The following is a 23,282-nucleotide window of genomic DNA, read 5'->3' on the forward strand; positions in this document are numbered from 1 at the left end:
GGCTGCGCTCGGCCAGCTTGCGCACCTCGGCCGCCACCACGGCAAAGCCCTTGCCATGCTCACCGGCCCGCGCGGCTTCAATCGCGGCGTTCAAGGCCAGCAAATTGGTCTGGTAGGCAATGTCGTCGATGATGGAGATCTTCTTGGCGATTTGCTTCATCGCGTCGACCGTCATGCCGACCGCCTGGCCGCCATCCATTGCTTCCTTGGCCGCCTGGGTGGCCATGCCATCGGTGAGGTTGGCGCTGTCTGCGTTCTGTTTCACCGAGGATGCCATCTCCTGCAAGGACGCCGTGGTCTGCTCCACGCTGGCGGCCTGCTGTGAGGCGGAGTGTGAGAGTGATTGCGAGGTCTGCGACACCTGATCCGAGGCGCCCGACAGCTGGTCTGCAGCGGTGCGAACTTCGCGGATGGTGCCGCTGACGGTCTCTACCAGCGAGTTGAACTTCTCGCCCAGCATCTTGAAGAAGGGCTCCTTGCCTTCCAGCGGCACGCGCTGCCCAAAGTCCCCTTGCGTGGCGCCGTCCACCATGCCGCCAATCTCGTTTTCAACCGCAACCTCGATGGTGCGGTCTTTCCACTCCACCACGGTGCCCAAGCGCACGCCTTGTGCGTCGTTGATCGGGTTGGCCGTCAGCGCAAAGGTCAGGCCGCTGACCTTGATCTCGGTCTTGTACTCGCCCTTCAGGCCGGCCAGCAGATTGCGCTGATGGGCGGGGTTACGGTGGAACTGGTCGAAGTTGGAACCCACAATCGCCCGTGCATTGAACTGCGGCAGCACCTTGCGCAGCTCGGCTTCGTTGCGCTGCATCATCTGCGCTGCCGAGGCGTTGTTGTAGATGATGTTGCCGTCGGGGTCGGCAATCATCACATTGGTGGAGCAGATGTCCAGCGCCTGTTTGACGCGGGAGTTTTCGGCCGCCAATTCGGCCTCGCGTTCCAGCGCGGCCAGTTCGGCCGTCATGTCTTTCCACTCGACCACCGTGCCCAGGCGCTTGCCGTCGGCAATGACCGGGTTGACGATCAAGTCGAAACGCCGGCCGCCAATGTTCAAGCGGGTTTTGTGCGGGCTGGTCAGTCGGTCCAGCATGCCGCGCTGGTGCGCAGGGTTCTTGTGGAAGGTGTCGATATTGGTGCCCATCAAGGTGGCCGCGTTGAAGCGTGGCAAGTCCTTGCGGATATCGGATTCCGCCGCGGCCAACATGGCACGCAGCGAGGCGTTGCCGTAGATGATGTTGTAGCCCGGGTCGGCCACCATCATATTGGTGGCGGCCACGTCCAAGGCCTGCCGAATCCGCTCGGCATCATCGGCGCGCTTTTTGGTGTCGGCGAACTCAAAGCCCAAACGAGTCTGAACGCGCTTGAGCGCCAGCATCATGCCGGCCAGCTCGTCGCGGCCTTGCGCCTCAACGATGCCGTCGAAGCGGCCTTGCCCAAATTGCTCGAACTGCAGGCCCGCTTGCTGCAGGGTCCGACTCAAGCGACCGGCACTGGCGCGCAAGCTCCACAGCGCCACGAGGCTGAGCACCAGACAAGCGGCAGCCAAGGGCCAGTTGGCCTGTGGCACGGCGTAGCCAAGCCCGGCCGCGCCAAAGGCCAAGCCCAGACTGCCCAACATCATTTTGGTATTCAAACCCAGGCTGCTCAGGCCTTGCTGCAAGCTGTCCAAGGCGCCGGTTCGAACGCCTCGACCCTCGCGTATCACCCAGCCCTGGGCCTTGCCTTCCTTGAACAGGCGATACAGCCCATCCGCCGCCGCGATCTGGTCGCGCGAGGGGCGGGTGCGCACCGACATATAGCCCAACACCGCCTCGCCTTCTTTGACCGGCGTGGCATTGGCCACCACCCAGTAGAAGTCGCCGTTCTTGCAGCGGTTTTTGACCAAGCCGGTCCAAGGCCGCCCAGCTTTCAAGGTGTCCCACATGTCTTGAAAAGCTTCTTCCGGCATGTCCGGGTGGCGCACCAAGTTGTGAGGCTGGCCGATCAACTCGGCTTCCACAAAGCCGCTGGCCTCGATGAAGTCCTCATTGATGTAGGTGATGCGGCCCTTCAGGTCGGTGCGTGACACGATGGTCATGCCCTCTCGCAAGATGTACTCCTGCTGGGTGACGGGGAGATTGCTTCGCATGGGCAGCCTTTCTTTGTTATTGCTTTAGGAATCAGGGACCTGGGATTTGGACCAAGGCCTCATCGACCTCGATGGCGCGCGGCGCCCGCGCCCTTGTCATCGGCGAGGCGGAAAAAGGCCATCTGCTCTTGCAACTGCGTTGCCTGCGCGGACAGTTCTTCTGCCGTGGCGGACAACTCTTCCGAGGCGGAGGCCGTCTGCTGCGTGGCCGTGGACAAGTGGTTCATGGCGCTGGTGATTTGCGCCACGCCTTCCGATTGCTCGCCAGACGCCGCCGAGATCTCTTGCACCAACTCGCTGGTCTTTTGAATCGAGGGCACCATATTGCTCAACAGGGCGCCAGCTTTCTCTGCCAGTTGGACGCTATTGCCGGCCAAGTTGCCAATCTCTTGCGCGGCCACTTGGCTGCGCTCGGCCAGTTTACGAACCTCGGCGGCCACCACCGCGAAGCCTTTGCCATGCTCACCGGCGCGGGCCGCCTCGATGGCCGCGTTCAAGGCCAACAGATTGGTCTGGTAGGCGATGTCATCAATGATGGAAATCTTGGTGGCGATCTGCTTCATCGCGTCCACCGTCATGCCGACGGCTTGGCCGCCGTCCATCGCTTCGCGAGCCGCCTTGGTGGCCATGCCGTCGGTGATGTTGGCGCTGTCGGCGTTTTGCTTCACCGAAGAAGCCATCTCCTGCAGCGAGGCGGTGGTCTCTTCGACGCTGGCCGCTTGTTGCGAGGCCGAGTGCGACAGGGATTGCGAGGTCTGCGACACCTGGTCCGAGGCACCCGAGAGCTGATCGGCCGCGGTGCGCACTTCGCGGATGGTGCCGCTGATGGTGTCAATCAGGCCATTGAACTTCTCGCCGACCTGGCGGAAGAAGCCCTGTTTGCCTTCCAGCCCAATGCGCTGGCTGAGGTCGCCGCCGGTGGCCGCGCTGGTCAGGGCGTCAAACTCTTTTTCGGCCGCCAGTTGCTCGGTACGGTCCTGCCACTGGCCGACGGTGCCGATGTTCCGTCCGTTCGAGTCACGAATTGGGGTGGTGGTGACGTCATAGGTCCGGCCACCCAGCACCATGGTGGTGTGGGCCGTGTCGCTGAGGTTCTTCAGTCTCTCGATGGCGGCGGCCGAGTCGCGGTAGAACATACCGATGGAGCCGCCCAGCACCTTGTTGACATCAAAGCCCGGAAGCTCGCTGCGGAAGGCCGCTTCATCGCGGCGCAGTACCGCCATCAAGGCATCGTTGACATAGACGATGCTGCCATCGTCCGCCGAGATTCGAACCGGCATGGCTGCCACATCCAAAGCCTGCTTGATTCGTGCATTGGCGGCGGCGAGTGCTTGTTCGCGGTCACGCGCGGCCAACTCGGCCGTTTGGTCGCGCCATTCCACGACGGTGCCGAGTCGCGTGCCCTTGTCGTCATTGATCGGGTTCGCGATCAAGCTGAACGACAGTTCGCCCACCTTGATGCGTGTGCTGTATTCGCCCTTCAGCCCACCGAGCAGGTTTCTTTGGTGCGAAGGATTCTTGTGGAAGCTGTCGATATTGGCGCCCATCAGCTTGCTGGCGTCGAAACTGGGCAGGGCCTTGCGCAACTCAGCTTCATTGCCGGCCAGCATGCTGCTGACGGAACGGTTCATATAGATGATCAAACCGTCGGTGTCGGCGATCATCACATTGGTCGAGCAGGCATCGAGCGCCTGTTTGACGCGGGCGCTATCGGCCGCAATGCGGCTGTCGCGCTCATTGCGCTCGCGCAGATTGGCCTGCATCTGCGACAAACCGTTCAGTAATTGCGCCGTCTCGTCCTTGCCATTGGCCCGAATCTCGTTGTCGAGGCGCCCATTGCCAATGGCGTCAAAGAACTGCAGCGCCTTTGCCAGCGGCGCCGTCACGCTGCGGGTCAAGACCCAGGCCATCACCACCACCAGCAAGACCGCCACGGCCGCCGTGCCCATCATCCAAGTCCGCGCCGCGACATAGTCCGCCGAGGCGGCGCTGACATCGGCCTTGGCGTCTTCGACCTGCAGCTTGATGGCCTTGTCTATCGTGGTCTGCAGTGTTTTTGCGGCCGGGCTGGCTTGGCTGAGTAGAAATTTTGCGGCCTCTTCATCCTTGTTGTTGGTGGCAAGCGCCATCACTTGGTCATTCAGCTCACGGGAGGTCTTTGCTTGCTTGCGAGCCACATCAAGGGTCTGTTTGTCCTCTTCACGGCTGGTGTTCAGACCGACCGAGTCCAAGGCGGCATCGAAAGCCTTGCGTGCCTCGAGGATCTTGTTCCGTTCGCCCTCGATCGCGTCCGCCGCATTGATGAGGATCATGCTGCGCACCACGCGTTGCTCCACATGGGCTTGCTCAGACATATTGTTGAGATCCACGATGCGGTTGAAGTTTTCTTCCACCACATGCTCCAGCGCATGATTCACCGTGGCCAGATCCTTCAGCGCCAAGGCGACAACGCCCAAGAGCATCACCAGCAAGAGCGCGAAGCCCAGACCCAGGCGTTGACCAATCTTCAGATTGACGAGAGACATTGCGACACCTTGTTTGATTTCTGGCGGACTAAGGCTCGGTCCGCCGTGGTGGCTTAGCGGCTACGTGTTCTTCTTCCGCCCTGTGACGAGCCGGCGACACCATCGTCCGCCAGCTTGAAGAAGGCCATTTGTTCCTGCAGTTGGGAGGCTTGAGCCGACAGTTCCTCTGCGGTCGCCGAGAGTTGCTCGGAGGCCGAAGCGGTTTGCTGCGTGGCGGTGGACAGATGGTTCATCGCGCCGTTGATCTGCGCCACGCCTTGCGACTGCTCGCCCGAGGCGGCCGAGATTTCCTGCACCAACTCAGAGGTCTTTTGAATCGAGGGCACCATATTGCTGAGCAGGGCGCCGGCCTTCTCGGCCAGTTGCACGCTATTGCTGGCCAGGTTGCCAATCTCTTGTGCGGCGACCTGGCTGCGCTCGGCCAGCTTGCGCACCTCGGCGGCGACCACCGCAAAGCCCTTGCCATGCTCACCGGCGCGCGCCGCTTCGATGGCCGCGTTCAGGGCCAGCAAATTGGTCTGGTAGGCGATGTCGTCAATGATGGAGATCTTGGTGGCGATCTGCTTCATCGCGTCCACCGTCATGCCAACCGCTTGGCCACCATCCATCGCCTCTTTGGCTGCCTTGGTGGCCATGCCATCGGTGACGTTGGCGCTGTCGGCGTTTTGCTTGACGGAGGACGCCATCTCTTGCAGTGAGGCGGTGGTTTCTTCTACGCTGGCGGCCTGTTGCGAAGCGGAGTGAGACAGACTCTGTGAGGTCTGCGAAACCTGGTCGGACGCGCCACTGAGTTGGTCGGCCGCCACGCGCACCTCGCGGATGGTGCCGCTGACGGTGTCCACCAGCAAGTTGAACTTCTCGCCCAGCATCTTGAAGAAAGCGGCCTTGCCTTCAAGTCCGACGCGTTGCGAGAAGTCGCCTTGCGTGGCGTTGTCGACCATGCTGCCGATTTCGTTCTCGACCGCTACTTCCAGCGTGCGGTCGTTCCATTCAACCACCGTGCCCAGGCGCTGGCCTTGGCTGTCGTTGATCGGGTTGGCAATCAAGGAGAAGGTCAGGCTGGCGACTTTGATTTCGGTCTTGTACTCGCCCTTCAGACTGCCCAGCAGATTGCGCTGATGCGAGGGGTTACGGTGGAATTGGTCGAAATTGCTGCCGACGATGGCGCGCGCATTGAATTGCGGCAAGATCTTGCGCAGCTCGGCCTCGTTGCGCTGCATCATCTGCGCGACCGAGCTGTTGTTGTAGATGATGTTGCCGTCGGGGTCGGCGATCATCACATTGGTGGAGCAGATGTCCAGCGCTTGCTTGACGCGCGCGTTCTCGGCCGCCAGAGCCAGCTCGCGCGCGCGCGCGGCCAGCTCCTGCGTCATGTCGCGCCACTCGACCACGGTGCCCAAGCGCTTGCCATTGGCATCGGTGATGGGGTTGGCGATCAGGCCAAAGTCCAGGCTGGAGACCTTGATCTGGGTCTTGTACTCGGTCTGCAGCTTGGCCAGCATGCCGCGCTGATGCGCCGGGTTTTTGTGGAAGACATCGATATTGGCACCGATCAGCTGCCGGGCATTGAAGTTAGGCAGCGCCTTCTTCAGTTCGGCCTCATTGCCCTGCATCATCCGTGTGACCGAGCGGTTCACGTAGATGATGTTGAGCTCGGCGTCGGCAATCATCACATTGGTCGAGCAGACGTCGAGTGCCTGCTTGATGCGGCCGGTCTCGGCCAAGGCGATCGTGTCGCGCTCATTGCGTTCACGGAGCTGCTCTTGCATGCGGGCCAGCGAGGCGAGCAAGCGTCCGGGCTCGTCGCGACCCTCCGCGGGGATGTGATTGTCCAATTGACCTTGTCCCACCGCATCTGAGGTCTGGATGGCCAAGGCAAGCGGGCGGGTGATGCCGCGAGTCACGAGCCAAGCCGCGCCAATCCCCAAGCAGACCGCCACAGCCGCCAAGAGCCCCAAGGTCGTCAGGCTGGTGTTGTAGGCCTTTGCGGCCTTCTCAATCTCAGACTCTGCACGCCTGTCTTGGATTTGAACATAGGCGTCGATAGCCTCTTGCCATGAGTAAGCGGCGGGGCTGGCTTGGTCCAGCAGGAGCTTGGTGGCCTCGGCGTCTTTGTTGAGCGCAGCCAGTTCCATGACTCGATTGGCCAATGGGCGAGCCAAGGCGGCCTTTTCTGCCACCTGGTCCAAGGCCTTCCGGCCATCTGCGTTGATAGGCAGTTTTTCTAAAGCATCGCGTGACTGTTCGTAGGTCTTTCGCGCGGCGAGGATCTTTGCGCCTTCGCGTTCAATAGCAGAGACATCCTCCAGAAGAATTTGGCTGCGGAGGACGCGTTGCACGATGTGCACCGACTCTGACAAGCGATTCATCAGCGTGGTCTTTTTGTGCACATCGTGCACCATGTGTTCCAAGGTCTGATTGGCTTGCTTGATCTCGTAAAGCCCGAAGCCCACGCAGGCCAGCAGCAGCGACAACAACAACGCAAACGCCAAACCAAGCCGTTGCCCAATATTCAAATTGCTGAAGCTCATGTGTTGCTCACTTTGCTACGTTGTTGAGACCTTGAGTCGATTCGGGGTTTGTGGCTCTAGCGCGTCCCGGTTCAGCGCTGCTTGGCGCCGGACCGTCGGCTCTGGGCGCTTGCCGCCGTCTGGTCTTCGGCCAGCTTGAAAAAAGCCATCTGCTCTTGCAACTGAGCGGCTTGCGCCGAGAGTTCTTCGGCCGTGGCCGACAACTGCTCCGAGGCCGAGGCGGTCTGCTGCGTCGCGGTGGACAAATGATTCATCGCGCCGTTGATCTGCGCCACGCCATGCGACTGCTCGCCCGAAGCGGCTGCAATCTCTTGGACCAACTCCGAGGTTTTCTGGATAGACGGCACCATATTGCTCAAGAGCTTGCCGGCTTTCTCGGCCAAGCTCACGCTATTGCTGGCCAAGGTGCCAATCTCTTGCGCTGCCACTTGGCTGCGCTCGGCCAGTTTGCGCACCTCGGCCGCCACCACGGCAAAGCCTTTGCCATGCTCGCCCGCGCGCGCTGCCTCAATGGCTGCATTGAGGGCCAGCAGATTGGTTTGGTAAGCGATGTCGTCAATGATGGAAATCTTGGTGGCGATCTGTTTCATCGCGTCGACCGTTTGCCCGACGGCTTGCCCGCCGTCCATGGCTTCCTTGGCCGCCTTGGTGGCCATGCCATCGGTGACGTTGGCGCTGTCGGAGTTTTGTTTCACCGAGGCTGCCATTTCTTGCAGCGAAGCGGTGGTCTCTTCCACACTGGCGGCCTGCTGAGAAGCGGAGTGCGAGAGCGACTGTGAGGTCTGCGAGACCTGGTCGGAGGCGCCGCTCAACTGGTCGGCCGCCACGCGCACCTCGCGGATGGTGCCGCTGACGGTGTCCACCAGGGAGTTGAACTTCTCACCCAGCATCTTGAAGAACTCGGCCTTGCCTTCGAGCCCGATGCGGCGGGTGAAGTCGCCTTGGTTGGCGCCGTCCACCATGGCGCTGACTTCGGCCTCGGCGGCCAGTTCGGCGGTGCGGTCACGCCACTCGACCACGGTGCCCAGGCGTTGGCCGTCGGTGTCCAAGATGGGGCTGGCAATCAAGCGGAAGCTGGCCGCCGCGACCTTGATCTCGGCCACATGCTCGCTCGTCAAGCGGTCGATCAGGCCGCGCTGGTGCGCCGGATTCTTGTGGAAGCGATCGAAGTTCATGCCGATCAAACGGTTCGAATCGAACTGCGGCAACTGCTTGCGAATCTCGCCCTCATTGCCACGCAGCATCAAGGTCAGCGACTTGTTCATGAAGACGATGACACCCTCGGCGTCGGCAATCATCACATTGCTGCTGGTGGCGTCCAGCGCTTGCTGCACGCGGCGGCCTTCGCGGCCCAGTTGTTGCTCGCGGGCCAGTGCGGCCAACTCCTCGGTGCGATCGCTCCATTCAACAATGGTGCCGGTGCGCTGACCTTGCTCATTGCGCACATGGTTGATGATCAGGTCAAAGGTGCGCGCACCCAGTTTCAGTCGGGCGTTATGGGTGCTCTGCAAGCGGTCCAGCATGCCGCGCTGGTGGCTGGGGTTTTTGTGGAAGTCGTCAATGCTGCTGCCGACCACGCGAGCCGCTTCAAAGCGCGGCAAGTCCTTGCGGATCTCGCTCTCGTTTTTTTGCAGCATGTTCAGCAAGGCCTTGTTGCCGTAGATGATGCGGTAGTCGGCATCGGCCAGCATGATGTTGGTGCCCGAGGTGTCCAGCGCTTCTTTGACGCGGCCGTTTTCGGCGCTGATCTTGGCGTCGCGCTCGATGCGATCGCGCAGATTGCTTTGCATCTGGCCGAAGCTTTTCAACAGGCTGCCGACCTCGTCTTTCGCCGCGTCTTGGGTGTTGCAGTTCAGATCGCCTGCAGCCACTGCCTCGGCTGCTGCGAGTGCGCGCTGCAGCGGCTGGGTCACCGATCGAACGATGGCCAGGCCAAACATAAGCGCGAGTGCCGCCAGCCCACCGAGCGCGCTGGCGCCCAGATTGCGTTGCCAGCGCAGCTTGTCAATTCGTTCATGCAAGAGCCGTTGCAAATTGTCGGTTGCAGCGGCGAACAGGGCGTATTGCGCTTCGGTGGCGGTCGTGCCTTGTGCGAAGACCTCGGCCGCGCTCATGGTGGGCTTGCCACTGACCACCTGCTGGTCTGCCAGCTTGAGAAAACTGTCGGCGGCCTTCTGGGCCTCTTGTGCGCGCATATTCAGCGCTTGCGCCAGTTGCGTGTCGCTCTGCAAGGCCTTGTTCATTTGGCGCTGACTGCGCTGGCGCCAGAAGTCTGACTTTTCGCGCATATCGTGCAAGGAGGCCAAATCAGCGGCGCTGGCTTCCTTGCCCGCGCTCATCTGCCGCACCAGACCTGCGCTCTTGCCGCGCACCAGGGCAATAGCTTCGGTCAGTTGCGGTACGTATTCGGCCACGGCCGTGACCAAGTAGTAGGTTGATTCCTCGGGGTCAAGAGACAGGCCCGAGGCATCCGCAATGTTCTCGATCAGCAGCAGCACTTCGCCCACCAAGTCGCTGTGGGCGCTGAAGCTCTTGGCGCCGTCCAGGCTCTTGCTGTTGACCTGCTCATGCAGCTTCAAGGTGGCCGCCTGTATGGCGCTCGCGCGCGCCACGGCCGGCTTGTAGCGTGGATTGTCCTGAGGCATCGCCTGCTGCAGCGCCTTGAACTGCGCCGCCAACTCGGCTTCGCTGCCGCTGAGCTTGGCCTGCGCTTGCGCATCACCGCTCAGCGCCAGGCTCGACAAGCCACGGTGCGTCTGCAGCAGGCGCATGATCTGAATCGTCGGCCGCAAGGGCGTGATGCCTTCGTCCTCGGCCACGGTGGCGTCGACCTGTTGCCCCATATTGTTCAAGACCATGGACAACGGAATCCCGCAGGCCAACAGGGCGAGAAGGGCCAGCAGCACGAATCGCTGCCAGAGCTGCAGTTTGCGTAGGATCTGAATCATGGTTGCTCCGCTGAGTTTCTAGCTCTTGTTTTGATTGGGCTGCACGTACGGCGTCAGCGCTGGCTGTTCGACAAGTCCTGGGCGCGAGCAGACTGGCCGCCAGCACGCCCGAGATGCCGGGCGCGGTGGCCGTCTTGAATCGCGGCGGCAAACAGCCCCGACACATCCAGCAGCAGGGCAACCTCGCCCGAACCCAAGATGGTGGAACCGGCCAGCGCCTTCAAGTGTTGAAAGATGCTGGAGAGCGGTTTGATGACGGTTTGGTGCTCGCCCATCAAACGGTCCACGATCAGGCCCACGCGTGTGGGACCGTCGCGCACCACCACCACGCTGCGGCGGCGGCTTTCGTCAGGCTTCACGCCGTAAAAGCGCGCCAAATCCAGCCAGGGCAAGACCTCACCGCGCAGATTGAAGGTGCCGCTGATGCGGGCCTCTTCTTGACTGCTGCATTCCCCCGGCACGTCGATGCACTCGGCCACGGCGGCCAGGGGCAGCACATAGTTAACCCCACCCACCATGGTCAGGAAGCCGTCGATCATCGCCAGCGTCAAGGGCAGCCGAATCTGGGTGAGCGTGCCATGGCCGGCCTGGCTGCTCAGGCTGATGGTGCCGCGCAAGGCCTCGATGCTGCGCTTCACCACATCCATGCCCACGCCCCGGCCGGACAGGTCGGTGACTTGCTCGGCGGTGGAGAAGCCCGGCTGGAAGATCAGTTGCCAGACCTCATGGTCAGACAAGACCTGACCCTCGGGGATCAGCTCGCGCTCCACCGCCTTGCGAAGAATGCGCTCGCGGGCCAGGCCGCGACCGTCATCGCTGACCTCAATCACCACCGCCCCGGCCTCGTGATAGGCGTTGAGGGCCAAACGGCCCGCCGCTGACTTGCCGGTGGCCAGCCGTTCTTCAAAGGTCTCCAGCCCATGGTCCATGCTGTTGCGAACCAAGTGCATCAAGGGGTCGCCGATGGCGTCGACCATGGACTTGTCCATTTCGGTATCGCCGCCGGTGACGATCAGTTCCACTTCTTTGCCCAACTGTTTGGAGACATCGCGCACCACGCGCTGGAAGCGGGCAAAGGTTTCGCCGATCGGCACCATGCGCAGGGCCAAGGTGCCGTCGCGGGTTTCTTGCACCAGATCCATCACGCGCTGGGTGGCCTCCAGCAAGACCTCGGCGCCTTCCTGATGCGCAATCATTTGCGCGCCCGAGCCGGCAATCACCAATTCGCCAATCAGGTCGATCAGTTTGTCGAGCTTGTCGGCCCGCACGCGCACAAAGCGGGTCTCGTCGCCGGCGCGGCGGTCGCGCCCGCCTTCGCGGCGCTCGCCTACGCCGCTGCGGCGGTCGCTGCCTCGTTTGGCTTCACCAGCAGCTGGCGCGCTGCGGCGCTCGATGTGCGGCACCATCGGCGGCGCTTCACCTGCCGGGGCGGCGGCGATCTCCAGGCGCACCTCGAAAGGGATGCCCATTTCGCGCCAGGTATTGAGCAGCGTGACGCGGGCGGCGGCGTCTTCTCCGCAGCGCCGGCTGGCCAAGTCTTCGAACTGGGCTGGGCTGGCGCCCGGCGGCAGGATGACGACATCGCTGTCATCCACCGCAAACTCAAACACCTGCTCGATCTGTTGCTGCGTGGCTGTGCTTTGGAAACGCAACTCGAAGCCGAGATAGCAGGCTTCGGCGTCCAGCGACTCGAGCGCAGGCACGGCCTCGCATTGGGTGCGAATGTCTGTTACTTCGCCCAGCTTGCCCAAGTAGCGAATAAAGGACAGCGGGTCCAGGCCGTTGCGCAAGCTGTCTTGCAGGAAGCGCAAGGACAGATGCCAGTAAAGCTCGGTTGCTTCGGTGGCTTCGGGTTCGGGTGCCGCGGCGATGGCGGCCGGCGGCGCAGCAGCGGGTGCAGTCTGCCCCAGCAGCGCCCGCAAGCGGGCGGCCAAAGCGGCGCTGCTGGCGGCAGTCTTGGGATCGGCTTCACCACTTTGTACCTCGCCCAGCAGCAACTCGATCTGATCTCGGCTTTCCAGCAGGGCGCTCATCACATCATCGTCGAGCTGGCGCTGGTTGGCGCGCAGCGCTTCCAGCAGCGTCTCGGCCTCATGGGTGAAGGTGACCACCGCTTCCAGCCCGAACATGCCGGCCGTGCCCTTGATCGTGTGGGCGGCCCGGAAGGCGGAGTTCAAGCTCTCGGCATCGGCCGGGTCGTTCTCCAGCACCAGCAGGCCTTGCTCGAACTGGCGCAACATCTCTTGCGCTTCATCCAGGAAGCCGGCCCTCGCAACGGCCAGAATCTCGGCATCGTCGTCGGTCATGGACATGGTCAGGCGTCCTCGCTTACGGTGGTTGGAGCCAGGGAGGCAGCAGGCCCGCGGGCGCGCCGAATCGGATTGAGCTGGACATCGAGCCCATAGCACTGCAGTGCGCTGAGGACGACGGCGCTGGGCTGGAGCAATTCCAGCTGAGCGCCGCGCTCCATGGCGCTGCGGCGGGTCGCGAGCAGCAGCTGGATGCCGGCACTGTCGCAATCGCTGACTGCACTCAATTCCAGCGTTATCAAGGGGCCGCCCCATTGCTTCATGGCAGCCAAGAGGATGCCGTGGGTGTCGGCGGCTTGCGCAATGGTCAGCTCTGGGCCAAGCGTCAGGCTCAGCGTGCCATCGGCATCAGAGGGGTCGGGCATGGTGTGCTCCCTTGGGGCTGCAGGGCCCCACACTGGACGTGATCAGCTCAAACGCACAGGCGGTTGACGGCGTCGACCAGCTGTGATGGCTGGAAGGGCTTGGTGATCCAGGCTTTGGCGCCGGCGGAACGGCCCTCTGCCTTTTTGGCTTCCTGCGATTCGGTCGTCAGCATGATGACCGGGGTGAACTTGTAGGCCGCTAGCGATTTCACATGCTTGAGGAAGGTCAGCCCGTCCATATTCGGCATATTGACGTCGCAGACGATCAGATTGATCTTGGCTCCATCCAGCTTGCCAATGGCGTCTTGCCCATCGACCGCTTCGACGACGCTATAGCCCGCTTTTTGCAGGGCCAGCTTGACCACGGTTCGAAAGCTGCCCGAATCATCTACGACCAAAACTGTCTTGCTCATGTCTGCCTCTTTGTTTGCTGAAGGAACCGGAATCGGCTGCGGTGGGAAATCAAAAATACTCGACGGTGCTGGGTTTGGGTTCTTGGCTTTGCCCGTGATGGAAGGCGCGTTGCTCGTCGGTGGTGTAGGTGGCTTCCAGGGCCGCCAGCCAGTCTTGTGCCGTGGCGGCATTGGCTTGTTGCATGTGTGGCAACTGGTGGCTGAAACGTTCGGTGTCTTGCTGGAGGATGTCCACCAACTGAGAGACCCGGTCGCCGAACTGCAGGCCGTGCAAGGCGTTCTCGCATTGGGTCTGGATTTCCTGGCCCAACTGCGTCAGTTGTTGCCGTGCATCGGGGTTGTTTGGCTCGGCGGCCAAGTGGCTGATCGTGCTGCAGAGTTGGTCTTGCAGGCCCATTACACTGGAGAAGCTAGCCAGCAACTCGACGGTGCCCGATTGAACGCTGGATTGAATCGCTGCCAGTTGACGACCCCACACGGGAATGACCGCAGCGGCCATCAAGGCGACGCCCTCTGGCTGGTTGGTGTCGATGGGTGTGGCGGCTCGTGGGGCGAGGGGCAGGGCTGAGTCGCCCTGCGATGGCTGTAGTTGCCACAAGACGGCGGCACTGAGTGCACAAGCCGCCAGGCCCAACCATTGGCCTGTCCAGATCAAAGCGAGGGCGAGGGCACACAGAAGCAGCAGCAAGAAATCCATGCGCAGCTTCAACGGTCCGAAGCGAACCGCTCTTGGAATTTGCTCCAAGTCACCCCCCGATCGACGACTCATTCACAGCCTTTCTCGGTTTCGTCTGACGGGATTGAACCGCGAGACTCGACTTCAACGATGCGTGAGTGTCAGTTTCCGCAATCGCAAGAAGTGTGGAAACCGAGATAAGGGCTTAATTTAACAAGCTAGCGTGGGGAATGGTGAAACTTTCGCGGCCTTGTTGCAGGCGAGCTTGCGCGCGTGGCGCATTTCAGGCACGGCGTGGTGTCAGTAGGGCTTAACAGCTAGCGGTGTGCGAGTCGGCAGGGATGCCTGTTTGCCCGCTGAGGGTGGGGCCAGGTCTTGCCTGCGGGGCTTTGAATCTGGGGCCCCTGTCGGCAGAGGCCCCGGTCTGAGATCAGTTTTTGCTGCTGGGGCTCACGGCTGGGGCGCGAGTCACACGAGTTTTCCCGCCGGTCGTCACGAGGATCACGGCCTCACCGGGGACCAGTACTTCGCTGCCCTTGGCTTGCACCACGGAGCGACGTTCGCCGTTGCGCAATTGAACCAACAGCTCGACCGCTTCTTCCTTGGTGACATTGCGTTCGATCGCATTGCCGACCGCCGCGCCGGCCAGTCCGACCAAGACACCGGCGATCTTGCCTTCGTTTCGGCCGCCGACATTGGAGCCCGCAACGGCACCCACGACGCCACCGGCCACGGCGCCAACGCCGCTTTGCGAGCCATCGACGGTCACGGCGCGAACGGAGAGCAGGGTGGCATCTTGCACCTGCGACATGCGCTGCGCGTCATTGCGCTGAATCACATCCGGGCTGGAGGTCGAGCAGCCGCTCAGCGTGGCCACGGCCAGTACGCAAGCCGCCAGGGCAAACTTATTCATCGTCATCAGGAATCTCCGGGTTCAGGCTTCAGTAAGCCAACTAACGGATGCGATTGTGCCGCCGTTGACGCCCTGAGCTTCATGCGTGCCCGAGGGCCTGCCCTTTGATGCCTTGAGGTGCGTGTGCCGATACTTGGCTCGAATTGGGTGCAGAGGCCTTGAGCTTCAAGCGTGCAGGCGGCTGGAGCGCGGCACGCTGGCCAGCAAAAACTCCATTTGGTCGCTGAGGATGCGGCGGCCGCGCAGAATCATGTCTTCATGCAGACTGGGCACATAGGGCAGGTACAAGAGGCTCATATGGGCTTCTTCGGGCAAGCGGTTGCCTTTGCGCCCGTTGCAACTGCGGCAGGCGGTGATGCAGTTCATCCAACTGTCCGCGCCACCGCGCGAGCTGGGTTGAATGTGTTCGCAGGTCAAGTCGTCGGGCTTGAAATGGTGTCCGCAGTAGGCGCACACATAGCGGTCGCGGGCAAACAGCTTGGCATTCGACAGCGCCGGCGCATGCCGCCAAGCCCGGCTGGGCACGGCGCCGCGAACGGCAATGATGGGGTGGACTTCGATGCGGGATTGCAGGCCGCTGATGCGCTGAAACCCGCCACGCAAGACATGGCAGGGGTCGCCCAGCGTCCAGGCAATGCCGTCATTGGCATAGATGACGGCCGCCTCTCGGGTCGTGATCCACGCTTGCGGCCTACCAGAAATATCCAGTTGAAGCACATCCACGGTGTTGACCTCCAAGCCGCAGCGTACTGCAATAGTGCGTACTGACTCAAGCCTGGGCTACGGCTGCGAGCCGCCTCAGCAACACGGAGCTGAGCTTCAACAAGCTGTCATCAGCAACTCGCAGACTGGTGAGTTCCTTTTCGTCTGAGCGAGGTTGGCATTCGGTTTTTAGTGCTTTCCGCCTAAAAATCACGCCAAATATTTGGACAAGGTCCCCTAGCTTTCTGCAAAATAGAACGATCGTTCGTTTTATTATTGCGCTTCTGCTTAAGCCTAGGAATCACCTGTGTCTGTGACCGTACCTTCAAACGCCCCAGTTGGCCAGGCCTCAGAGCCGGTGGTCAAGCCTGCGCGCGTGGTGCGTTCGCTGCAAAAAGGCCAGCACACCCGGGCCATCATTCTTGAAGCGGCCTTGGGCCTAGCTTCGCACATGGGCTTGGAAGGTCTTTCCATCGGCGCCTTGGCGGATGTCACCAAGATGAGCAAGTCCGGCGTGTTCGCCCATTTTGGCTCGCGCGAGGAATTGCAGATTGCCGTGGTGAAGGAGTATCACGCCAAGTTCGAGGAGGAGGTGTTCTTCACCGCCATCCGTGAAGAGCGCGGCTTGCCGCGTCTGCGCGCCTTGTTCGAGCGCTGGGTACGACGCGTGTCGGTCGAGATCGACTCGGGCTGCATCTATATCAGTGGCGCGGTGGAGTTTGATGACCGACCCGGGCCGGTGCGCGATGCCTTGGTGGCCATGGTCAAGGCCTGGCATGCCGCCCTGCACAAGGCCATTGTGCTGGCGCAAGAGGCGGGTCATCTGCATGCCGATGCTGATGTGCAGCAAATCTTGTTTGAACTGCATGGCCTGATTCTTTCCTTGCACCACGACGCCCGATTCATGCGTAATCCAGGCGCGGTCTCCCGCGCCAGCCTGGGTTTTGAGCGCACGATTCAGTTTTATGCCACAGCGGAAGGCCTCGGCGTCGAGGCTGCCCGTATCCCCCCATCCAAACAAGGGGCCGCCGCCAAGAAGCGGTCCTGATTTCCCAAGTTCAACCTGGAGTAAGACATGCCGATCTACAACCCACCACTGCGCGACATGCAATTCGTGATGCACGAAGTGCTCAATGTGGTCGACGAACTCAAAATGCTGCCGGCCCATGCCGACATCGACGCCGACACCATCAATGCGGTCTTGGAAGAAGGCGGCAAGTTTGCGGCGGAAGTGCTGGCACCGCTGAACCTGAGCGGCGACGCCGAAGGTTGCAAGCTGGACAAAACCACCCACGAGGTGACGCCGCCCAAGGGTTTCAAAGAAGCCTATGCCAAGTATGTAGAAGGTGGCTGGCCGGCGCTGGGTTGCGACCCCGAGTACGGCGGCCAAGGCCTGCCGCTGGTGGTGAACCAGTCTTTCTACGAGATGATGAACTCGGCCAACCAGGCCTGGACCATGTATCCCGGCCTGAGCCACGGCGCTTACGAGTGCTTGCATGCCCACGGCACGCCCGAACAAAAAGCGACCTACCTGCCCAAGCTGACCAGCGGCGAGTGGACCGGCACCATGTGCCTGACCGAACCGCACTGCGGCACCGACCTGGGCCTGCTGCGCAGCAAGGCCGTTCCACAAGCGGACGGCACTTACAAGATCACCGGCGCCAAGATCTTCATCTCGGCCGGTGAACACGATATGGTCGAGAACATCGTCCACTTGGTGCTGGCCCGTCTGCCGGACGCGCCCGAAGGCTCTAAGGGCATCTCGCTCTTCATCGTGCCCAAGTTCCTGGTCAATGGCGATGGTAGCCTGGGTGCTCGCAACGGCATCTTCTGCGCCGGCCTGGAGCACAAGATGGGCATCCACGCCAACTCGACTTGCCAGATGGTCTTGGAAGACGCCATCGGCACCATGGTTGGCCAGCCCAACAAGGGCCTGGCCGCGATGTTCGTGATGATGAACGCCGCCCGTCTGGGCGTGGGCAACCAGTCGCTCGGCCTGACCGAAGTGGCCTACCAAAACGCCGCCGCTTACGCCAAGGACCGCATCCAGATGCGCGCCCTGAGCGGACCGAAGTCGCCTGAGAAGCCGGCCGACTCCATCATCGTGCACCCCGATGTGCGCAAGATGCTGCTGACTGCGCGTGCTTACGCTGAAGGCGGCCGTGCGCTTTCCACCTATGTGGCCATGACGCTGGACCGCGCCCTGGCCTCGGACGATGAAGACGAGCGCAAGGAAGCCGAAGCTGAAGTCTCGCTGCTGACGCCCATCATCAAGGCCTTCATCACCGACAACGGCTGGATCTCGACCTCGCACTGCATGCAGGTTTTTGGCGGCCACGGCTTCATCCACGAGTGGGGCATGGAGCAGTTCGTGCGCGACGCCCGCATCAATATGATCTATGAAGGCACCAACACCATCCAGTCGCTGGACCTGTTGGGCCGCAAGATCTTGGGTGATAACGGTGCCAAGCTGAAGAAATTCGGCGCCAAGATCGCTGCCTTCGTTGAAGAAGAGGGCACCAATGAAGCCATGCAGGAGTTCATCAACCCGCTGGCCGATTTGGGTGACAAGGTCACCAAGCTGACCACCGAGCTGGGCATGAAGGCCTTCGGCAACCCCGATGAAGTGGGCGCTGCCGCCGTTGACTATCTGCGTGTGGTCGGTCACCTGACCTTCGCCTACTTCTGGGCCCGCATGGCCAAGGTGGCTTTGGCCAAGAAGGACAGCGGCGACAAGTTCTACATCGCCAAGCTCTCGACAGCCCGCTTCTATTTTGCGAAGCTGCTGCCTGAGACCGCCACCCTGATCCGTACCGCGCGCGCCGGTCTGGCACCGCTGATGGAGATGGAAGAAGAGTTGTTCTAAAGCCGGCGGCCGCTGCGGCGGCCCATCTTCGCGTCACACCTCGTTCTGTCAGAGTTCATCAAGAGTTAGCCCTAGATCCTGTACAACAAGGGCTGTTTTCAAACGGCCCACTCAAACTTCCAATTGGAGACATCATGAGATCTTTTGTTGCCGCTGCTGTTCTGAGCCTCGTAAGCACCTTCGCCATGGCTCAAGCCAGCCCGGTGGGTCTGTGGAAGACCATTGATGACGATGGCAAGACCGAGAAGTCGCTGGTCCGCATCACCGAAAACGGTGGCGTGCTGACCGGCACGATCGAGAAGGTGTTTGACCCCGCCAAGCAAGACGCCAAGTGCGACAAATGCACCGATGACCGCAAGGACAAGCCGGTCACCGGCATGCAGATCATCCGCGGCGTGAAGCAAGACAGCAGTGACAAGTCGCATTGGGAGGGCGGAGAGATTCTGGACCCCAACAATGGCAAGACCTACAAGACCCGCTTGAAGGCCGTCGACGGTGGCAAGAAGCTGGAGATGCGTGGCTATATCGGTTTCTTCTACCGCACCCAGGTTTGGGTGCGGGCCGAATAAGCCCTTGTGATTCCCCGGAGCCGGCCTCGCGTGTTGCCGAGTGCTGGGCTCCCTTTGATTTTTAGGAGAAGTCCGTGAGTCGATTCCAAGTTCGCAAAGTCGCCGTGCTCGGCGCTGGCGTGATGGGTGCGCAGATCGCTGCGCATCTGGTCAACGTCAAAGTGCCGGTGGTGCTGTTTGACCTGCCCGCCAAAGAGGGCGCCAAGAACGGCATCGTCAGCAAGGCCATCGACGGCCTGAAGAAGCTCAAGCCCGCGCCGCTGGGTGATGTGGCCGACGCCGCGCTGATTCAGCAAGCCAATTACGAGGAACACCTCGAGCTGCTGAAGGACTGCGACCTGATCATTGAGGCGATCGCCGAGCGCATGGACTGGAAGCTCGATCTGTACACCAAGATCGCGCCCTTCATCGCCCCGCACGCCATCGTTGCCTCCAACACCTCGGGCCTGAGCATCACCAAGCTCTCCGAAGTGCTGCCGGAAACTATCAAGCCGCGTTTCTGCGGCATCCATTTCTTCAACCCACCGCGTTATATGTACCTGGTGGAGTTGATCAACACCCCGACCACGCGTCCGGAAGTGATCGACCAGCTGGAAGGCTTCGTCACCACCGCCGTGGGCAAGGGCGTGGTCCGCGCCAATGACACGCCTAACTTCGTGGCCAACCGGGTCGGTATCGCTGGCATGATGGCGACCATGATCGAGGCTGAGAAATTCGGCCTGTCGGTGGACCTGGTCGACGACCTGACCGGCAAGAAGCTGGGTCGCGCTTCCAGCGGCACCTTCCGCACCGCGGACGTGGTCGGTCTGGACACCATGGCTCACGTGGTCAAGACCATGCAGGACAACCTGAAGGATGACCCCTTCTACAGCACCTACGCCACGCCCAAGGTCTTGGCCGGTTTGATCGAGAAGGGCGCCCTGGGTCAAAAGACCGGCGGCGGCTTCTACAAAAAGGTCGGCAAAGACATCATGCGCCTGGACTTCGCCACCGGCGAGTACGTCGCTGGCGGCAAGAAGGCCGACGAGATCGTGGCCCGCATGCTCAAAAAGCCGGCCGCTGATCGCATCAAGCTGCTGCGTGAATCGAGCAACCCGCAGGCCCAGTTCCTCTGGTCCATCCTGCGCGACAGCTTCCACTATGTGGCCGTGCATCTGGCCAGCGTGGCCGACACCGCGCGCGAAATCGACTTCGCGATGCGCTGGGGCTTCGGCTCCCAACAAGGTCCCTTCGAGCTGTGGCAAGCCGCCGGCTGGAAGCAAGTGGCGGAGTGGATCTCGGCCGACATCGCCGAAGGCAAGACCTTGTCGAGCGCGCCGCTGCCGGCCTGGGTGTTTGAAGGCCCGGTGGCCGAGAACGGCGGCGTGCACAGCGCCAATGGTTCTTGGAGCGCTGCTGAGGGCAAGTTCAAGGGCCGTGTCGAGTTGCCGGTCTATGCTCGTCAAGCCTTCCCGGAGCGTCTGGTTGGCGAAGGCGCCGTCGAGCCGCTGAAGGCCGGCACCGAGCTGTTCAAGAACGAGGAAGTGCGCGTCTGGACGCTGGACAACGAGGTGGTCATCGCCTCCATCACCGCCAAGCTGCACCTGATCAGCCCGACCGTGACCGAAGGCCTGCTGAAGGCCGTCGAGATCGCTGAAGCTGGCTATAAGGGCCTGGTGATCTGGAGCCCGGACGATGTCTTCTCCGCCGGCGCCAATCTGGAAGCGCTGATGCCGGTCTTCATGAAGTCGGGTGCCAAGGGCATCGCGCCGGAAGAGAAGAAGCTGCAAGACATGATGCTGCGCGTGCGTTACGCCCAGGTGCCGGTGGTGGCTGCCATGCGTGGCCTGGCCTTGGGTGGCGGCGCCGAGCTGGCCGTGCATTGCGCACGCCGTGTTGCGCATATGGAGAGTTATGTCGGCCTGGTGGAAGTGGGCGTGGGCCTGATTCCCGGTGGCGGCGGCCTCACCTATATCGCCCGCCGCGCGGCCGAAATGGCTGCGGCCGGCAACTCCGGCGTGGACCTGTTTGCTTTCCTGAAGGACGGCTTCACCACCGCGGCCACGGCCAAGGTGGCGACCTCGGCCCTGGAAGCCAAGAAGAACGGCTTCTTGCTGGACAGCGATGTGATCGTGCCCAACAAGGACGAGTTGCTGCACGTGGCCAGTGCCCAGGTCAAGGGTCTGTTCGAGTCGGGCTACCGTCCGCCGCTGAAGGCCCTGTTCCCGGTCGCTGGCCGCTCGGGCATCGCCACCATCAAGGGGCAGCTGGCCAATATGCGTGACGGTGGCTTCATCAGCCAGCACGACTTCTATCTGGCCAGCCTGATCGCCGATGTGGTGTGCGGCGGCGAGGTTGAGGCGGGCTCGCTGGTCAGCGAGGAGTACCTGATGTCGCTGGAACGCAAGCACTTCTGCTCGCTGCTTGAGAACCCCAAGACTCAAGAGCGGATCATGGGCATGCTGCAAACCGGCAAACCCGTCCGCAACTGAAGATGGCTACTGCGCGGACATCATGCGTCGTTGGGCGGTGCTCGGAATCCTCACGACCCTCAAGGTCGTTCCGGTTCCTGCGCTCCGTCCGCCTAGCCTTATGCCCGCTCGCTACGCCACGTCAAACTGGACCTCATCTTGAACACAAAGCCCAATCGCCTCGAACGCACCTTGGACAAGCTGAACCGCTTGCCCGCTGTGCTGCGCCCGGCCGCGCGCAATTTCGCGCTTCGCCGCGCCGTGCCCTTCACCGGCACGGCGGGCCTGGACTTTGTGGCCTTGACTCCGTCTCAGTCGGACATCCGCATTGCCAATCGCCGCCCGGTGCAAAACCACATCCAGGGCGTGCATGCCGCTGCCATGAGCTTGTTGGCCGAAACGGCCACTGGCATGGTGGTGGGCATGAATGTGCGCGATGACTGCCTGCCGCTGTGCAAGTCCATGCGAGTGGATTTCAAGAAGCGCGCCACCGGTGCGCTGCGCGCCGAGGCTAGCCTCAGCGAGGCCCAGCGCCACAGCATGGCGACCGAGCCCAAGGGCGAAGTCACGGTGGCGGTGGTGGTGACGGATGAAGCCGGCGTGAACCCGGTCGAATGTGAATTTGTTTGGGCTTGGATACCCAAGACCCCCAAAAACTGAAAGGTTGAAATCATGGCCAAGCAAGTGCAAGAAGCCTATATCTGCGCCGCCACCCGTCTGCCCATCGGCAAGTCGGGCCGGGGCTACTACAAGAACACCCGTCCAGACGAAATGCTGGTGCGCGCCATGCAAGCCGCGCTGGCTCAGGTGCCAACGCTGGACCCGGCGGCGATTGAAGACGCCATCGTCGGCTGCTCCTTCCCCGAAGGTGAGCAGGGCATGAATATCGCCCGTGTTGGCGCGGTGCTGGCCGGCCTGCCCAATAGCGTGGGCGGCGTGACGGTGAACCGTTACTGCGCTTCCGGCATCACCGCCTTGCAAATGGCGGCTGACCGTATCCGCGTCGGTGAAGCCGAGGTAATGATTGCCGCCGGCGTCGAGTCCATGAGCATGGTGCCGATGGGTGGCAACAAGCCCTCGCTTTCGCCGCTGATTTTTGAGCGTGACGAGAACATCGGCATCGCCTACGGCATGGGCCTGACCGCCGAGAAGGTGGCACAGCAGTGGAAGATCAGCCGCGAAGCGCAAGACGAGTTCGCGCTGCAATCGCATCTGCGCGCCCTGGCTGCCATGGAAGCCGGCCACTTCGCCGCTGAAATTACGCCGTTTGAACTGATCGAGCGTCTGCCGAATCTGGCCGATGGTTCGGTGATCGAAAAACGCCGCACCGTCAGCCTGGACGAAGGCGCCCGCAAGGACACCTCGCTGGAAGGCTTAGGCAAGCTGCGTCCGGTGTTCGCCGCCAAGGGTAGCGTCACCGCCGGCAACAGCTCGCAAACCTCGGACGGCGCTGGCGCCCTGATCGTGGCCTCGGAAGCCGCCGTCAAGCGTTTTGGCCTGACCCCGCTGGCCCGCTTCGTTAGCTTCGCCGTGCGCGGCGTGCCGCCCGAGATCATGGGCATTGGCCCGATCGAAGCCATCCCCGCCGCCTTGAAGCTGGCCGGTATTTCGGCCGCCGATCTGGACTGGGTGGAACTGAACGAAGCCTTCGCTGCGCAGTCGCTGGCCGTCTTGAACGATCTGGACAGCAAGGGCATCTCGCTGGACCGCGCCAAGGTCAACCCGAACGGCGGCGCGATCGCTCTGGGTCACCCGCTGGGTGCAACCGGCGCCATCCGTGCGGCTTCGGTCATCCACGGTCTGCGTCGCACCGGCGGCAAGTACGGCATGGTGACCATGTGCGTTGGCGCTGGCCAGGGTGCTGCAGGCATTCTCGAGCGCGTCTGA

Annotated in this window: 16 protein-coding genes, 1 other RNA gene and 2 pseudogenes; 7 read left to right on the forward strand and 12 right to left on the reverse strand. The window is 62.0% G+C overall.

The annotated features are described in order from the left end of the window. The 12 genes and pseudogenes from ACOVRJ_RS15390 to ACOVRJ_RS15445 form a co-directional block, all read right to left on the reverse strand. Window positions 1-868, reverse strand: an 868-nt coding sequence (locus ACOVRJ_RS15390) for a methyl-accepting chemotaxis protein (protein ID WP_422044756.1), incomplete at its 3' end; no start/stop codon positions are given. Window positions 869-1,189: 321 nt separating this feature from the next. Beyond that, window positions 1,190-2,128, reverse strand: a pseudogene (locus tag ACOVRJ_RS15395) (PAS domain-containing protein); the annotation flags it as partial. 59 nt (window positions 2,129-2,187) lie between these two features. Continuing rightward, window positions 2,188-4,653, reverse strand: coding sequence for a methyl-accepting chemotaxis protein (locus ACOVRJ_RS15400; protein WP_422044716.1), 2,466 nt, complete (start codon window positions 4,651-4,653; stop codon window positions 2,188-2,190). Window positions 4,654-4,706: 53 nt separating this feature from the next. After that, on the reverse strand, window positions 4,707-6,155 hold the full coding sequence (locus tag ACOVRJ_RS15405) for a methyl-accepting chemotaxis protein (protein ID WP_422044757.1): 1,449 nt from the start codon (window positions 6,153-6,155) through the stop codon (window positions 4,707-4,709). Between the two features lie 66 nt (window positions 6,156-6,221). Next, a pseudogene (locus tag ACOVRJ_RS15410) lies at window positions 6,222-7,184 on the reverse strand (MCP four helix bundle domain-containing protein); the annotation flags it as partial. A gap of 71 nt (window positions 7,185-7,255) precedes the next feature. Beyond that, on the reverse strand, window positions 7,256-10,132 hold the full coding sequence (locus ACOVRJ_RS15415) for a methyl-accepting chemotaxis protein (protein ID WP_422044717.1): 2,877 nt from the start codon (window positions 10,130-10,132) through the stop codon (window positions 7,256-7,258). A 53-nt stretch (window positions 10,133-10,185) separates the two neighbouring features. Beyond that, entirely contained in the window at window positions 10,186-12,444 is a 2,259-nt protein-coding gene (locus ACOVRJ_RS15420) for a chemotaxis protein CheA (protein ID WP_422044718.1), read from the reverse strand. A 2-nt stretch (window positions 12,445-12,446) separates the two neighbouring features. After that, window positions 12,447-12,806: an STAS domain-containing protein gene (locus ACOVRJ_RS15425; RefSeq protein ID WP_422044719.1), complete on the reverse strand. Its 360-nt coding sequence runs from the start codon at window positions 12,804-12,806 to the stop codon at window positions 12,447-12,449. Window positions 12,807-12,853: 47 nt separating this feature from the next. After that, a complete protein-coding gene (locus ACOVRJ_RS15430; protein ID WP_422044720.1) occupies window positions 12,854-13,219 on the reverse strand; it encodes a response regulator in 366 nt (121 codons plus the stop codon). A gap of 49 nt (window positions 13,220-13,268) precedes the next feature. After that, window positions 13,269-13,916 carry a hypothetical protein gene (locus ACOVRJ_RS15435; protein ID WP_422044721.1) on the reverse strand — a complete coding sequence of 216 codons (648 nt, stop codon included), beginning with the start codon at window positions 13,914-13,916 and terminating at the stop codon, window positions 13,269-13,271. A 409-nt stretch (window positions 13,917-14,325) separates the two neighbouring features. Further along, a complete protein-coding gene (locus ACOVRJ_RS15440) occupies window positions 14,326-14,814 on the reverse strand; it encodes a glycine zipper 2TM domain-containing protein (protein WP_422044722.1) in 489 nt (162 codons plus the stop codon). 159 nt (window positions 14,815-14,973) lie between these two features. Beyond that, complete coding sequence (locus ACOVRJ_RS15445) at window positions 14,974-15,531, reverse strand: HNH endonuclease (protein ID WP_422044723.1); 558 nt, start codon at window positions 15,529-15,531, stop codon at window positions 14,974-14,976. 337 nt (window positions 15,532-15,868) lie between these two features. On the opposite strand from ACOVRJ_RS15445, the gene ACOVRJ_RS15450 reads away from it, so the two are divergent. From ACOVRJ_RS15450 to ACOVRJ_RS15480, 7 genes are all read left to right on the forward strand, one after another. Beyond that, the gene (locus ACOVRJ_RS15450) at window positions 15,869-16,558 is read left to right on the forward strand and encodes a TetR/AcrR family transcriptional regulator (RefSeq protein ID WP_422044758.1); all 690 of its coding nucleotides are present in this window, start codon (window positions 15,869-15,871) and stop codon (window positions 16,556-16,558) included. 27 nt (window positions 16,559-16,585) lie between these two features. Then, the gene (locus tag ACOVRJ_RS15455; RefSeq protein ID WP_422044724.1) at window positions 16,586-18,376 is read left to right on the forward strand and encodes an acyl-CoA dehydrogenase C-terminal domain-containing protein; all 1,791 of its coding nucleotides are present in this window, start codon (window positions 16,586-16,588) and stop codon (window positions 18,374-18,376) included. 134 nt (window positions 18,377-18,510) lie between these two features. Then, entirely contained in the window at window positions 18,511-18,945 is a 435-nt protein-coding gene (locus tag ACOVRJ_RS15460; RefSeq protein ID WP_422044725.1) for a DUF2147 domain-containing protein, read from the forward strand. A 74-nt stretch (window positions 18,946-19,019) separates the two neighbouring features. Then, window positions 19,020-21,416, forward strand: a complete 2,397-nt coding sequence (locus ACOVRJ_RS15465) for a 3-hydroxyacyl-CoA dehydrogenase/enoyl-CoA hydratase family protein (protein ID WP_422044726.1) — start codon at window positions 19,020-19,022, stop codon at window positions 21,414-21,416. Window positions 21,417-21,468: 52 nt separating this feature from the next. Beyond that, window positions 21,469-21,543, forward strand: a non-coding RNA gene (locus tag ACOVRJ_RS15470) — sX9 sRNA. Window positions 21,544-21,551: 8 nt separating this feature from the next. After that, window positions 21,552-22,055, forward strand: coding sequence for a DUF4442 domain-containing protein (locus tag ACOVRJ_RS15475; RefSeq protein ID WP_422044759.1), 504 nt, complete (start codon window positions 21,552-21,554; stop codon window positions 22,053-22,055). 12 nt (window positions 22,056-22,067) lie between these two features. After that, window positions 22,068-23,282 (forward strand): acetyl-CoA C-acyltransferase, encoded by a 1,215-nt coding sequence (locus tag ACOVRJ_RS15480; RefSeq protein ID WP_263537990.1) that lies wholly within the window; start codon window positions 22,068-22,070, stop codon window positions 23,280-23,282.

The organism is Roseateles sp. (genome assembly GCF_049240545.1).
Lineage (GTDB): Bacteria > Pseudomonadota > Gammaproteobacteria > Burkholderiales > Burkholderiaceae_C > Paucibacter_A.